Source organism: Streptomyces sp. bgisy159 (assembly GCF_057707805.1).
In genome coordinates this window covers 23919-37347 of record NZ_JBYIQX010000039.1, presented here as the reverse complement: position 1 = coordinate 37347, position 13429 = coordinate 23919, and the positions used below count along the sequence as shown (strand labels likewise).

General features: G+C 70.8%; 10 protein-coding genes. 3 read left to right on the top strand and 7 right to left on the bottom strand.

Translation table 11 applies throughout. The annotated features are described in order from the left end of the window. Nucleotides 1-104: 104 nt before the first annotated feature. Nucleotides 105-878, bottom strand: a complete 774-nt coding sequence (locus AC3ET3_RS28365) for an SDR family NAD(P)-dependent oxidoreductase (protein WP_432140105.1) — start codon at nucleotides 876-878, stop codon at nucleotides 105-107. Further along, nucleotides 875-1882 (bottom strand): NADP-dependent oxidoreductase, encoded by a 1008-nt coding sequence (locus AC3ET3_RS28360; RefSeq protein WP_432140104.1) that lies wholly within the window; start codon nucleotides 1880-1882, stop codon nucleotides 875-877. Before AC3ET3_RS28360 ends, AC3ET3_RS28365 begins: the two co-directional genes overlap by 4 nt. 266 nt (nucleotides 1883-2148) lie before the next feature. Here AC3ET3_RS28360 and AC3ET3_RS28355 point away from each other — a divergent pair, with 266 nt between their 5' ends. Together AC3ET3_RS28355 and AC3ET3_RS28350 are read left to right on the top strand one after the other, a co-directional pair. After that, the gene (locus tag AC3ET3_RS28355) at nucleotides 2149-2685 is read left to right on the top strand and encodes a DUF485 domain-containing protein (RefSeq protein WP_432140103.1); all 537 of its coding nucleotides are present in this window, start codon (nucleotides 2149-2151) and stop codon (nucleotides 2683-2685) included. Continuing rightward, entirely contained in the window at nucleotides 2682-4304 is a 1623-nt protein-coding gene (locus tag AC3ET3_RS28350) for a sodium/solute symporter (protein WP_432140102.1), read from the top strand. Before AC3ET3_RS28355 ends, AC3ET3_RS28350 begins: the two co-directional genes overlap by 4 nt. 353 nt (nucleotides 4305-4657) lie before the next feature. On the opposite strand, the gene AC3ET3_RS28345 is transcribed toward AC3ET3_RS28350, so the two are convergent. From AC3ET3_RS28345 to AC3ET3_RS28325, 5 genes are all read right to left on the bottom strand, one after another. Beyond that, complete coding sequence (locus AC3ET3_RS28345; protein WP_435613121.1) at nucleotides 4658-6343, bottom strand: SulP family inorganic anion transporter; 1686 nt, start codon at nucleotides 6341-6343, stop codon at nucleotides 4658-4660. 16 nt (nucleotides 6344-6359) lie between these two features. After that, nucleotides 6360-7037 (bottom strand): GAP family protein, encoded by a 678-nt coding sequence (locus AC3ET3_RS28340; RefSeq protein ID WP_435613120.1) that lies wholly within the window; start codon nucleotides 7035-7037, stop codon nucleotides 6360-6362. Nucleotides 7038-7048: 11 nt separating this feature from the next. Then, on the bottom strand, nucleotides 7049-8482 hold the full coding sequence (locus AC3ET3_RS28335; RefSeq protein ID WP_435613119.1) for a DUF1254 domain-containing protein: 1434 nt from the start codon (nucleotides 8480-8482) through the stop codon (nucleotides 7049-7051). 64 nt (nucleotides 8483-8546) lie between these two features. Further along, entirely contained in the window at nucleotides 8547-9449 is a 903-nt protein-coding gene (locus AC3ET3_RS28330) for an HAD family hydrolase (RefSeq protein WP_435613118.1), read from the bottom strand. Between the two features lie 2 nt (nucleotides 9450-9451). Next, the gene (locus AC3ET3_RS28325) at nucleotides 9452-10828 is read right to left on the bottom strand and encodes a DUF1214 domain-containing protein (RefSeq protein WP_435613117.1); all 1377 of its coding nucleotides are present in this window, start codon (nucleotides 10826-10828) and stop codon (nucleotides 9452-9454) included. A 1222-nt stretch (nucleotides 10829-12050) separates the two neighbouring features. On the opposite strand from AC3ET3_RS28325, the gene AC3ET3_RS28320 reads away from it, so the two are divergent. Continuing rightward, nucleotides 12051-13415, top strand: coding sequence for an ABC transporter substrate-binding protein (locus AC3ET3_RS28320; protein ID WP_432136231.1), 1365 nt, complete (start codon nucleotides 12051-12053; stop codon nucleotides 13413-13415). Nucleotides 13416-13429 lie beyond the last annotated feature (14 nt).

The following is a 13429-nucleotide window of genomic DNA, read 5'->3' as shown; positions in this document are numbered from 1 at the left end:
GGACGGCTGGTCGAGGACGGCCCGGGAACGGCCACGGCCGGGCAGCTCACCTGAGAGCGTGAGCCGCCCGGCACCATGGGGCACGTCGTCGGGATGTACGACGCTCAGACGCCGGCGGGCCTGCCCGGACCGGGCACGTTGCGGAACCGGAACGGCTCCGGGTCGCGACCGGGCTGGATGAACCAGCACTCCCCCGTGCCCTCCCCGGTGGCGATCCGCAGCACCGTGTCCGCCACGAGTTCGGCCGGGATGACCGGCAGCCCCTGCTCGGAGAGCATGCCGCGCAGGTGGTCGATGATGCGCGACTCGGCGAACCCCGGGCAGACCGCGTTGAAACGCACGTTGTCCGGGGCGAGGGCCGGGCCCAGGGAGCGGGCGAGGCCCACGACCGCGTGCTTGTTGGCCGCGTACAGGGGATCGAGCGGCACCGCCGCCAGACCGGCCAGGGAGGCGGTCGCCACGATCGAGCCTCCGCCGCGTGCCCGCAGGGCGGGCAGCACCGCGTGCGTACCGAAGACCACGCCGTCCAGATTGGCGCCCATCGCCCGCCGGTAGCGTGCCGGGTCGAAGTCGTCGCCGATGCCGCATCCGGTGGCCACGCCGGCGTTGAGGAACGCGATGTCGACACCGCCGTAGCGTTCCTGGGCGAAGTCCACCAGCGCGCGGTTGGCGTCGAGGTCGGAGACGTCGCAGGCACGGAAGTGGCCGTCGATCGTCTCGGCCACCTCGCGGCCGCCCTGCGCATCGAGGTCCGCGACCACGACCCGCGCCCCCGCCTTCGCCAGCGCCAGCGCCGTGGCCCGGCCCAGCCCGCTGGCGCCGCCGGTGACGATCGCCACCTTGCCGCGGAGCCCGGCCCCGCCGCCGACGGCCGTCACGCCAGCTCCAGGACGAGCTTGCCGACGTTCTCACCGCGGAAGAGCATCTGCAGCGTCTCGGGGAAGTCGTCCACCGTGCCCCGCACCACGTGCTCCTTGACCTTGACGCGGCCGGCGCCGATCCAGCCGGAGATCTCCTTCGCGGCCTCCGCGTAGCGCTTGGCGTAGTCGAAGACGACGAAGCCCTCCATGCGGGCGCGGCGCACCAGCAGCGAGAGATAGTTGGCGGGTCCCTTGACCGGGGAGGCGTTGTTGTACTGGCTGATCGCGCCGCAGACCACGACGCGCGCGTGCATGGCCAGCCGGGTCAGGGCGGCGTCGAGGATGTCGCCGCCCACGTTGTCGAAGTAGACGTCGATGCCGTCGGGAGCGTGCTGCCGCAGCGCCTTCCTGACATCCTCGGCACGGTAGTCGACCGCCGCGTCGAAGCCCAGTTCACCGGTGAGCAGGGCGCACTTCTCCGGCCCGCCGGCGATGCCGACGACCCGGCAGCCCCTGGCCTTCGCGATCTGACCCGCGATGCTGCCGACCGCTCCGGCCGCCCCCGACACCACGACCGTCTCACCGTCGCGCAGTGCCCCGACGTCCAGCAGGCCGAAGTAGGCGGTCATGCCGGGCATGCCCAGCGCGCCGAGATAGGTCGAGGGCGGAGCGAGGGAGGTGTCGATCTTCATCGCGCCCCGACCGTCGGAGACCACGTACTCCTGGACACCGAAGGTGCCGACCACGTGGTCGCCCGGCTGGAAGTCGGGGTGGTCGGATGCCGTGACCTCGACGACCGATCCGGCGCGCATGACCTCACCGATGCCCACCGGGGGCAGGTAGGAGGGACGGTCGTCCAGCCAGCCCCGCATGGCCGGGTCCAGGGAGATGACGCGGGTCCGGCCCGCGAAGTGGCCCGGGCCCGGTTCGTCCACGGGCCCCTCGGTGTGCTCCCAGTCCTCGGGTTTCACCTGGCCCACGGGGCGGGCTGCCAGACGGATCTGGCGGTTGGTGGCAGACATGGCGCCTCCTGTCGTCGCGGCTCCCTGCGACCATACCGACCAGTAGGTACGTCAGTTGTGGTGATATTCGCCACAGACCGCTCCGGCCGCCGCACGCCTATGGTTCGGAGGCCCTCGGACCGCCGGCCACCCCCGCCGTCCGAATGCGGTCTCGAGTTCGAAACGTGACGCTCGACTGGCTTACCAGGCATTCCAACCGGTCGGTATCGTGCGCCGCCACGTTCCCCCAAGCCCCCACGGTCCCCGCAGCATCGGAAGGCCTCGCGATGACATATCCCGAAGACGGGTGGTACCCGCAGCCGGCATCGCCGGAACGGACACAGCCGCGGACCGGGCCGTCCGGCCATGTCCCTCGGCACGAGTCGTACGGGCGGCTCCCGGGGCGGCAGCCCTCCGCGTCCGGATACGGCACCCCTGCGCTGCGCGACGACGGTGACGGGCACGGCGACTCCCCGTACGGCAGGTACGGAACGGCCGCCCCGCAGGAGCCGTACGCCCACGAGCGGCACGGCGGCGACCTGGTCGCCCTCCGCTCGGCCTACCGTGTGCTCCGCCGCGTCTCCACGTTCACCGCGCTCGGCTCGTTCGTGGTCTACGTGGTGCTGTCCTGCTGCGCGCCGGGCCTGATGGGATCCAGGATCGCCGGGGAGCTGAGCCTGGGGATGGCCCTGGGGGTCCTGCAGCTCGTCGTCACCTTCTGGGCGGTCCTCTGGTACGGGCGCAGTGCTCGGCGCTCGGTGGATCCGTTGGCCGCCTTGGTCAGGGAGCGGCCGGGCGGCCGGGTCGCGGGCGTGGCGAGATGAACACCGTCGACTCCGGGACCCAGGCCACCGTCCTCGTCCTGTTCACCGCGCTGGTCACCGTCACGCTGCTGATCTGCGTGGTGGCGGGACCGGAGCGCGACGACCTGACGAACTTCTATACCGGCTACCTCTCGCTCACCCCGGTCAAGAACGGCCTGGCCATCGCCGGCGACTACATCTCCGCGGCCACGGTGCTGAGCACCACCGGCATCATCGCGCTCACCGGATACGACGGTTATGTCCTAGCGGTCAGCACGGCGCTCTCCCTGGTGCTGCTGATGTTCCTGCTGGCGGAACCCCTGCGCAACGCCGGCCGGTTCACCATGGGCGACGTCCTGGTCCGCACCCTGCCCGGGCGTGACCGGGCCGTGCGCGTCGCCGCCTGCCTGGTGACGCTTTCGGCGACCGTGCCCTTCCTGGTCGTCCAGCTCTCCGGGGCCGGGTCGCTGCTCACCTTCATCCTGGACATCCCGCACGGGGAGGGTGCCCGGACCGCGTGCATCGTCATCGTGGGCAGCCTGATGATCATTTACGCGGCGCTGGGCGGCATGCGAGGCACCGCCCTCCTGCAGATGATCAAGATCGTCATTCTCCTCGGCGTCAGCGTCGTCGTCGCCGCGCTGGTCCTGAACCGCTTCGACTGGAACCCCGGGGAGGTGCTCAGGGCCGCCCAACACGGCAGCGGCGCGGGCCCCGCCTTCCTCCAGCAGGGACTTCAGCTGGGCACCTCGGCCGTGGACCGGCTGGACTTCGTCGGTCTGCAGATCACCGTGGTCCTCGGCGTGGCCTGCCTGCCGCACATCACCATGCGTCTGTACTCCGCGCAGGACGTGCCGGCCGTGCGTCGCTCGATGTCGTGGGCGGTCGGCACGGTCACCACCTTCTGCCTCCTCGTGATCATCGTGGGGACCGGCGCGGCGGCGCTCGTGGGATCGCGGTCCATCACCGCGGCCGACCCGCACGGCAGGACCGCGCTGCTCATGCTGTCGCAGGTGCTTGGCGGGGCACCCGACTCCGCGGGCGTGACGATTCTCTACTCGGCCGTGGCGGGGATGGTGTTCATCACCCTGCTGTCCTCGGTCGCGGGCATGACCCTGGCCGCGGCCTCGTCGCTCGCCCACGACCTGTTCGCCCACGCGGTGCGGCGGGGGCAGGGGAAGCCGCGTACGGAGATGACGGTGGCGGCGTGGACGAGCGTGGCCGTGGGAACGGTGGCCATCGGGCTCTCGACCATGGTCCAGGACTGGGACGTCGGCGTGCTGACCACGCTGGCCGTCTGCATCGGGGCGTCCGCGGTGGCTCCCGCGCTGACCTACTCCTTGTTCTGGAAGGGCTTCACGCGTACGGGCCTGCTCGCTTCCCTCTACGGTGGTACGGCCTGCGCGGTGGTGCTGATGGTCTTCTCCAAGGCCGTCTCGGGCACGCCGTCCGCGGTCTTCCCGCACTCCGACTTCCACTGGTTCCCCATGCAGTCCACCGGACTGGTCTCGATCCCGTTCGGCTACCTGGCGGGCTGGCTCGGCAGCCGTCTGGACCACCGGCGCCGCGCCGCGGGCAGCCGGCAGACCCGGCAGCTCTACGAGGAGAGCGAGGCCCGGCTGCTCGCCGCCGCCGAGTGACCCGGCACCGCGCGGCGTCCCGGCTCTCGCGAGGCGGCCCGGCGGGACCCGCCGCCGTCCTCGCCGCGTAGGCGGCGCTCACCGCCCCCACAGCCGGAGCCGCCGCGTCCGCGGCGTTCATGGTGGACCCCGTGTCCGACGGGACCGACGCGGACCGTCGGACGGCCGGTGCCGCACCGCGTCGGGCACGTGCAGTCCGCGCGCGGCGGTGACGTCCCCCAACCGCCGCCCGGGCGGCACCGTCACGCCGCCCGGCCGCTACCGGCCGACCGTCCCACCCGGCTCCGCCTCATCGTGTGTGGTGCCGTGCTCCTCCTCGGGGCTGGCGGTCTTCCCGTGGTCGCCACGATGCGTCAGGGGCGGTCGGCCACGGCCGCCTCGACCGCCGCCCGCACGGTGGGATAGACGCGCATCAGCTCCGCCCTGGCCGCGGCGGTGCGCAGGACGTCCCGCACCTGGCCCACGTCGCGGGCGAGCAGGAGCCGGGTTCCGCGGGCCTCGAGTTCCTCGGCCAGGTCGTCGAGCATCCGCACGGCGCTCACGTCGACGAAGGGAACTGTCTCCGCGTCGATCACGACGGCCGTCACCTCCTCGTGTGCGGCGGCCGCCCGAACCCTGGACTCGATCCGTTCGGCGTTGGCGAAGTAGATACCGGACTCGACCCGCAGCACGATCACCCCCGGGACCCGGCGGCTCTCGGCGTGCCTGTCGAGCGCCGCGAAGTGTCCGTCGCCGGGCAGCTGCCCCAGCTCGCTCACGACCGGGCGCGAGGAGCGGTACAGGAGCAGGAGCAACGAGGCGCCGATGCCGATGAAGAGCCCGGGCAGCGTGTCGAAGGCCATCACTCCGAGCATCGCGGCGACCGCGGCGAGGAAGTCGGGCCGCGCGGCGACGCCGTACGCCTGGCCGAGCCTGCGGGTGAAGACGTGGTGGAGGGCGACCAGCGAGGGGATGTCGACCAGTTCGACGACCGCCGCGATCACCACCGCCGCGAGCACGGCCTCGGGGAGCTGTTCGAACAGGCCGGTGAGGAAGAGGAGCGTGATCAGGGTCAGGGCGGCGACGACGATCCCGGAGAGCTGGGTGCGCGCGCCCGCCGACCAGTTGACGGCCGTCTTGGAGAGGCTCCCGTTGACGACCATACCGCTGGACAGACCGGCGCCCAGACCGGCGGCCCCCAGTCCGATCAACTCGCGGTCGGCGTCGATCTGGTAGTGGTCCCGGGCGGAGTAGGTCTTCGCCGCCCCGAGTCCCTCGGCGAAGGCGACGAGCAGCACGCCGACGGTTCCGGCGGCGAGGGCACCGAGGTCGTCGAGCGAGACGTCGGGGAAGCCGTAGGACGGCAGGCCCGCCTCGATGCCGCCGACCACGTCGACGCGATGGTCCTCCAGGTCGAAGGCCGTTGCCGCCGCGACCCCCAGCACCACCGCGATCAGCGAGCCGGGCACCGCCGGGGCGAGCCGCTTGAGGACGAGGATCAGCAGCAGGCTCAGGGCACCGACCAGGAAGGTGGAGACGCTGGTGCCGCCGAGGTCCGCGATCAGGCCCCAGAGCCTCTCGAAGAAGTTTCCCGAGTCGCCCTCGACGCCGAACAGCTTCGGCAGCTGGCCCGCGATGATCGTCAGGGCCAGGCCCACGATGAAGCCCTTCAGCACGGGCTCCGAGATGAAGCCGGCGAGGAAGCCGAGGCGCAGCAGCCCGGCGAGGAGCGCCGCGACGCCCACCGTGAGGGCCAGTGCCGCGGTCAGCGCCGAGAAGCTCGCGCTCGAACCGCCCGCGGCCTCACCGACGATGGCCGCCGAGAGTGCCGCGGTCGCCGCCATCGGCCCGACGATCAGGTGCCTGGAGCTGCCGAACGCGGCGTAGAGGATCAGGGCCGCGGGCGCGGCGTAGAGGCCGACGACGGGTGAGACGCCGGCGATCGTCGCGTAGGCGAGCGCCTCGGGCACGAGCACCGCCCATCCCGTCGCCCCGGCCAGCGCGTCCCGCCCCAGCCACTGTCGCCGGTACCCTCGCAGCGACGGGAACAGTCCACCCATGTCCGCCCTCCCGCCTTCAGGACGACAGGTCGCTGACGGCCTGGCCGATCAGCTTCGCGGCGAGGATCAGGCAGAGCACGGCCATGATGGCCGAGTTGTTCTTCTCCATCCAGGACTTGAGGCCGTCGAGGATGTGTTTCGAGCGCTCCTTGAGGGCGAAGTAGAGCACGACCGGTGTGCCCGTCCCGAGCGCCCCGATGACCACGAAGACCGCGAGTGCCACGGCCTGCGCGCCCGCGGAGGCGCCCGAGCGCGCGATCGCCGTCGCCGCGGCGATCGTGAGCAGCAGGTTCTTGGGGTTGACGGCCGACAGCGCCAGCCCGAGTGCTCCCGCCTTGGCCGGGGAGAAGGAGTCGACTGTCTTCATCCACTTCGGCAGCGCCACCTCCTCGTCGCCGCGCGGCCGGTCGCGCCACTCCTTCACCGCCACCCACAGCAGCAGCACGCCGATCGCCAGGTCGAGTGCGCTCACCCAGTCGGCGGGCTGCCCCTGGTCGCTCGGGTCCGCGCCGCCGGAGACCAGCAGCACGATCGTGCCGACCAGGGCCAGACCCAGCACCCAGCCCAGCAGCAGCGCCGGTCCGTTGATGCGCCCCCGGGGCGTGGCGAGCATCAGGATCACGCCGATGATCGGGAACGGGCTCAGCGCCACGCCGACGCCGTAGGACAGAATCTGACCGATCGCCTCGCCCACGGTCGTCTACCTCACGCCGGTTCGATCTCGCCCGGTCGCCAGCTCTTGTCGAACCAGCTGTCGAGCGGACCGTAGAGCCGGAGGATCATGAACCATCCCTTGCCGGGGACCGTCTGGACCCAGTTGCCCTCCTTGCCCTGCGGCGCCGTCGGGCCGAAGTGGATGACCGTGTCGCCGTTGTCCTCGGGCCGGACGTCGTCCGAGAGGCTGTTCACGCTCGGGTACGGATGGTCGGTGCGCAGCATCGAACGCGTCTGCGTGTCATAGACGTTGACGGCCCAGAAGTCCTTCACCGGGATGCCGCTCGGCAGTCTGAGCGTGTAGGAGCGCCCGCCGTCGAGCCAGGCGCCGGTGGAGTCCTCGGCCGTGTAGGCGTACTGCGATCCGGTCCCGAGGGCCGCCGCCGCCATCGCCGGGGAGGTGCCCGCCCCGACGTAGTAGAACACCGCCCGGGCGTCCAGCAGCCGGGCGCCCTCCGCCGACTGGAACTCGTAGCTGCGCGACGGCCACGGGGTCTTCCACGAACTGCCGGGGTAGTAGTAGAAGTTCGGGTCGCGCGGCTTGAAGGCCAGCGTCCGCACCATGCTCGATGCGATCCGCGCGGCGGTGTCGAGGATCGAGCGCATCCGGTCGTCCGGCCGGAAAGGCTTGCCGGGCACGATGCCGATCGCGGCGAGCTGTCCGGCCCGCTCGGGATCGAGGGCCTCGGGCGGCTCCGCCTGAACGAGGGTGTCGATCTCCTCGAAGAAGGAGAAGTCGTTCGCGTGGACGGCGTTGAAGTCGGATTCCGCCCAGTTGACGAAGCGCTGCTCGGGCGGGTCCGCCGCGGCCGACAGCGGGTAGATCCGTGTCCGGAGCAGGCTCTCCTCGCCGCCCAGCGCACGCAGCAGTACCCAGGAGGAGTAGGTCTTCTGCCGCGTGACGAGGTAGCCGTCGGGGACCTCGCCGTCGTAACCCGGCGGCAGGAAGAGGTACTTGCCTCCCTCTCCCTTGTCGCGTCCGGCCATGCCCATGTCGGTGACGAAGCGCTGCCACAGGTCGTTGACGAAGCACAGCGACTTCGGCGGTACCTCGATCACGGTGGGTCCGTCCCGGTCGAGCGCCAGGTAGGTCATCCCGTAGGTCGTCTCCGTGTTCGCCGTGAGCACCAGCGGTGCCGAACTGCAGCGCGGGGAGGCGAAGCCGATGGTGTGGGAGTCGATGCCGAGGCCGGCGAGGCCGCGCCGCATGGCCACCATCGAGGCTCCGGGCACGCAGTTGAGGAAGACCTCGATCCCGCGCAGCAGGTCCAGCGCGTCGTAGCTGCGGGTGACCGTGTCGGGCAGGGGCAGGCCGTCGAAGAACTCCAGCGGGCCGAAGACCGTCTCCACCCGGTCCGGCACACTGATCGAGGCCAGGGTCTCGGCCGACGTGCCGGGGCTGGCGCCGTCGCTCACTTGGGGCATGGTGTCCCTCCTAGTCGTGCCGTTCCGTCAGGACGGTCTTCCGGTCTTCACGGTCTTCCGGTCGTCACGGTCTTCCGGTCGTCACGGTCTTCCAGTCGTTCTTCACGCTGACCGTCGTCCAGCCGGACCGCTCGGCCTCAGCGCGGGCCCGCAGCGCGCTGTCCTGGTACGCGTACTCCCGTTCGTCGTCGTCGTGCACGACGAGCAGGGCGAATCGTGCGGACCGGAGCAACTCGACGTCCACGTCGTCGTTTCCGGCCGCGAAGCCCGGCAGCCGGCCGGTGCGGGCGAGGACGTCCTCCGGTTTGCCGGGTCCGAGCGCGATCGGTCCGTGCGGGACTGCCTGGCGGATCAGTTCGCCGTCCCGGTAGGCGAACTCCGGGGCCGAGCCGATCACGTTCTCCCGAGGCAGGCCCCAGGTGCCCTCGCAGATCACCCGCATGAAGTCGCGTCCGCCACCCGAGCAGACGAAGAGGCGCCAGCCGTGTGCGCGGAGGTAGTCGAACAGTTCCAGCATCGGGCGGTAGACCAGGCCGGTGGCGGGCAGGCCGAAGCGTTCGTGGCGCCAGGACGCCAGGTAGCGGGTGGCCTCTGCCTCGAACTCCCCGAACGGGGTGCCCTCCCAGGCCGAGCCGACGGCCTCGACCATCGACGTCACGGCGTCGGGGTCCTGGTCGTTCAGCGCGCGGAGGTACGACTCGTCCCGCTCGGCGAGCGCCCGGTAGGGCTGCTCATCGGCCAGCGACGGGTCGGTCTCAAGCCGCGCGGCCAGTTTTCCCAGGACGAAGGGCATCTGCACCGGCGCCGGCTTCTCGACCCACAGGGTTCCGTCGTTGTCGAACACGGCGATCCGGTCCATCGGTGCGACGAAGCCCGGCGTCCCTTCCGTCGCCGCGGACGTCACGAACTCGACGATCGCGCGCTTCGCGGCGCCGTCGTTCCAGCTCCCCAAGGGGGTCGTGCTCATGGCTACCTCATCGTCCGGGCCGGCGTGTCCTCGTGGCACCGTCGCACCAGGTCAGTCCACTGCCTCGATCTCGCCCGGCCGCCAGGTCTTGTCGAAGAACGGCCGCAGGGGGTGTAGAAGCGCAGGACCGCGAACCACCCGCGGCCCGGTGTGGTCTGGATCCAGTTGCCCTCCGGCACGCCCTCGGGCCGGTCGGGCCCGAAGTGCACCGTGGTCGTACCGTCCGCGTCGGCGACCGCCGCCGGGGTCGGATAGTCCTGGCTGCCTGCCCGGGGAAAGCGCTGCGGGGTGTCGAGCATCGAGCGCGTCTGGTTGTCGTAGACGGTGACCGACCAGAACCGGCCGGCGGGGATGTCCGGCGGGAGCACCAGCCGGTAGCGCTCGCCGCCGTCGAGCGTGCGGTCCTCCCGGTCGGCGAACGCGAACAGGTACTGCGAGCCGATGCCGGGCAGCGGCGCCGTGAACGCCGGGCTGATGCCCACGCCCAGGTACGACCACCAGGACCGCAGGTTGAGTTTCCGGGCGCCGTCGTCCGGGCGGGGCTCGACGCCGCTGTCGGTGATGTCCGCGGGCGGTGTCATGAAGTCGTAGCCGGACACGAGCAGGCCGTTGACCCACTGGGGGGACGTCCCGTAGTAGTGCGCCCCCTCGGCCGGGCGCGGGCGGCACGCGAGGGTACGGGCCGTCGCGTTGCCCACCGCGGCCGCCTCGGTGAGGATCTCCCGCATCCGCGGGTCGGGCTGGAAGGGCCGGCCCTTGACGATCCCGATCGCCGCCAGAGAACCGGCGATCTCGGGATCGAGCGCCTCGGCCGGCTGATCGTGCACGAGTTCGCTCGCGAGGTCGAAGTACGTCGCGTCCGCGGGCGGAACCGTGTTGACGGCCAGGCCGGAGCCGTCGACGAAGCGCGGCGGGTCGGGCCTGCGGAGCGCGGCGGTCCACGTCTCGGCGGTCCAGGGCAGCGGCGGGGCCGTGCCTCCCGTGACGATCTCCCCGATGCTGGTTCCGTAGAACCCGGGGACGTAGCGGTGGATGCGCAAGCCTTCCTTGATCCGCTCGGCCGCCGGCTTCGGGTCGCCGTTCTCCAGGAACGCCCGTCCGCCCAGGAGGAGCCGTGTGGTGCGGATCCGCTGGGTGAAGAAGCCTCCCTCCGGGAGAGGCCCGTCGTAGGCGGGCGGTACGAAGAGGTATCTGCCGCCCTCCCCGCGATCCGGTCCGGCCATGCCGGGATCCGCGACCCAGCGGTACCACATGTCGTTGACGAAGCAGAGGGAGAGGGGCGGCATGTCCACCACCAGCGGGCCCTCGGTCAGGTCGAGGAAGGTCACGAAGTAGACGGTGTCCGCGTTCCCCGTCAGCACGAGCGTGTGGGGATCCATGAACTCCGAGAAGAGCAGGGATGTCGTGGTCCCTGATCCCCGCTTCGAGGAAGCCCTTGCGGCTCGCCCACATGCTGACGCCGCAGTACGCGTCGAGGAACCCGCGGACGGCGTGCACATGGTCCAGACGGTCGTAGACGCGGTCGACGGTCTCCGAGGTGGGCATGCCCAGCGGGAACTCAAGAGGGCCGAGGTGCGTGTCGACCCGTTCCGGCGTCGAGAGCGCCTCCATGGCCTGAGGGGAGATGCGCGCTGCTTGCTGCAAGGAACTGCTCCGTTCTCGGGAAGGGCCGCGCTCTCGACACTGGGCGGCACCTGCGCCGGCCACCACCGCGCGTAAGCCGTTGGAGGGCCGTCGTGGGGCCATTGGAGGGCCGTCGGAGGCCGTCGGAGGCCGTCGGAGATGAGCGGCGTGTGGGGGGTAGGGCTCCCGGCGTGGGTGAGGGCCTGAGACGCCGAAGGGCGCACCGGCCGGCGCGGCACAGACACCGCGAGGGACGGCCCGGTCCGTCGCACCCGTCGTCCGCTTGGACGGCCGTCAGCTGAACGTCACCGTCGCCGACCGTCCCGGGCACCGGCGCACATCGCCCCGGACGGGACGCGTTCCACCCAGCTGTGCGCCGCGGGGGCACGGCGGGACGACCGCCGGGACACCCGGGCCCCGGAGAGGGACCTCCGGAGCCCGGCACACGAGTGCGCCCCTGGACGAGAGCCCCGATGTCGCGGCAGCATGCCAGCCCCGACCTCAACAGTCAACAGAAAGCAACATAGGGTTCGTTTCTTTTTGTTCGCAACCCTCATTCGCCGCCACCCACCGCCCTCACGCCCGCGCCGGCGCCACGCCGGCCCGGACCCACCCGACGCGACCGTTCGACCAGGCCGACCGGCCTGCGCGTCGGCGCGGGACTCGCCGCCCCCGATTCGCGACGGCATCCCCCCAAGTGGCCTTCGGAATCGGGGACGCGGGGAAATCGATTCGCAGAAGCACATTAACGGAAGTGCCTTCTGACAACGTTCGACAATCCCGTCCCGCAGTCGGCAAGGTCACCGACCCCAGGTCAGCGGGCCGGATACGCAGGCGAACAACGTCGATAACGGTTCGCGTTTGATTCCGTGATTTCCCGGGGGACTGTGTTGACTTTGCCGCCAGCTAACGGTCAGGGTATGCCCACGCCGCCCCTCCGAGGGACGTAGCAGGGCGGCACACACCTGAGGAGACGCCATGTCACTGCGGACGCAACGCCCCACGCTGCGCAGAGCCCTGGTGGCTCTCGCCGTGCTTCCCGTACTCGCCACCGCGGCGGCGTGCGGCGGATCGGACGACGCCGACGCCTCGGGCGAGGCGGCGAAGTGCGAGAAGAGCGAGGGCAAGGTCGAGCTGTCGTACTGGTCGTGGATCCCTGGCGTCGACAAGGCCGTGGCGGAGTGGAACCGCCAGAACCCCGACATCCAGGTGACCGTCAAGTCCACGCCCGCCGGCAATGCCGGCACCTACCAGAACATGTCGAACGCGCTGAAGGCGGGCAACGCTCCCGACCTCGGCCAGATCGAGTACGACTCGCTGGCGAGTTTCCGCCTCCAGGACGGTCTGACCGACATCGCCTCGTGCGCGGGCGTCAAGGAGGCCAAGGCCGACTTCGCCGACTGGACGTGGTCCCAGGTGACCTTCGGTGCCGACGGCAAGGACGGCGTCTGGGCGGTGCCGCAGGACACGGGTCCGATGGCCCTGTTCTACCGCAAGGACCTGTTCGAGAAGTACGGCATAGCCGTGCCGAAGACCTGGGACGAGTACTACGAAGCGGCCAAGAAGCTGAAGAAGGCCGACAGCAAGGCCTATATCACGCATTTCTCACAGACCGACCCGAACTGGTTCACCGGACTGCTGTGGCAGAAGGGCGCGAACATGTTCGCGCAGGACGGTGACACCTGGCGGGTCGACGTCGACAGCCCGGCCGGCCAGGAAGTGGCCGACTACTGGCAGAAGATGATCGACGAGAAGCTGGTCACCACCAACCTCCAGGGCTTCTCACCCGCGCTGTACAAGGCGTGGAACAGCGGCGAGGTCGCGACCTGGGTGAGCGCCGCCTGGGGCTACAGCACCATCCGCGACAACGCCAAGGCCACCGCCGGCAAGTGGGGCGTCGCGCCCATGCCCCAGTGGTCCGCGGGCGAGAACAAGGCCGGAAACTGGGGCGGCTCGACGACTGCGGTGCTCGGCAAGAGCAAGCACCCCTACGAGGCCGCGAAGTTCGCGCTGTGGCTCAACACGGATCCCAAGGCGCTGGAGATCCTCAACCGTGAGGGCGGCCTCTACCCGGCGGCCACCTCCGGTCTGCGGATGAACGCCCTGCAGCAGCCCGTGGCGTTCTACGGCGGCCAGAAAATCTTCGACACCTTCGCCGAGGCCGCCGAGAACGTGAACACGGACTGGACCTTCGGTCCGACGATGACCGACACCTACCGCTTCATGGGGGACGGCATAGCCGGAGCCCTGGGAGGCAAGGGCACGCTGAAGGACGCACTGAAGCAGGCGGACACCAAGACGGTGGACTCCCTGGAGAAGCAGTCCCTCAAGGTCGCCAAGTAACAGCCCGGGGCCGA

What these genes read in the sequence shown, in the direction of transcription:
- AC3ET3_RS28325 (WP_435613117.1), bottom strand. Translation starts at nt 10,828, where the DNA reads ATGGATCCCCACACGCTCGTGCTGACGGGGAACGCGGACACCGTCTAC.
- AC3ET3_RS28320 (WP_432136231.1), top strand. Translation starts at nt 12,051, where the DNA reads ATGTCACTGCGGACGCAACGCCCCACGCTGCGCAGAGCCCTGGTGGCT.
- AC3ET3_RS28335 (WP_435613119.1), bottom strand. Translation starts at nt 8,482, where the DNA reads ATGCCCCAAGTGAGCGACGGCGCCAGCCCCGGCACGTCGGCCGAGACC.
- AC3ET3_RS28350 (WP_432140102.1), top strand. Translation starts at nt 2,682, where the DNA reads ATGAACACCGTCGACTCCGGGACCCAGGCCACCGTCCTCGTCCTGTTC.
- AC3ET3_RS28360 (WP_432140104.1), bottom strand. Translation starts at nt 1,882, where the DNA reads ATGTCTGCCACCAACCGCCAGATCCGTCTGGCAGCCCGCCCCGTGGGC.
- AC3ET3_RS28345 (WP_435613121.1), bottom strand. Translation starts at nt 6,343, where the DNA reads ATGGGTGGACTGTTCCCGTCGCTGCGAGGGTACCGGCGACAGTGGCTG.
- AC3ET3_RS28355 (WP_432140103.1), top strand. Translation starts at nt 2,149, where the DNA reads ATGACATATCCCGAAGACGGGTGGTACCCGCAGCCGGCATCGCCGGAA.
- AC3ET3_RS28330 (WP_435613118.1), bottom strand. Translation starts at nt 9,449, where the DNA reads ATGAGCACGACCCCCTTGGGGAGCTGGAACGACGGCGCCGCGAAGCGC.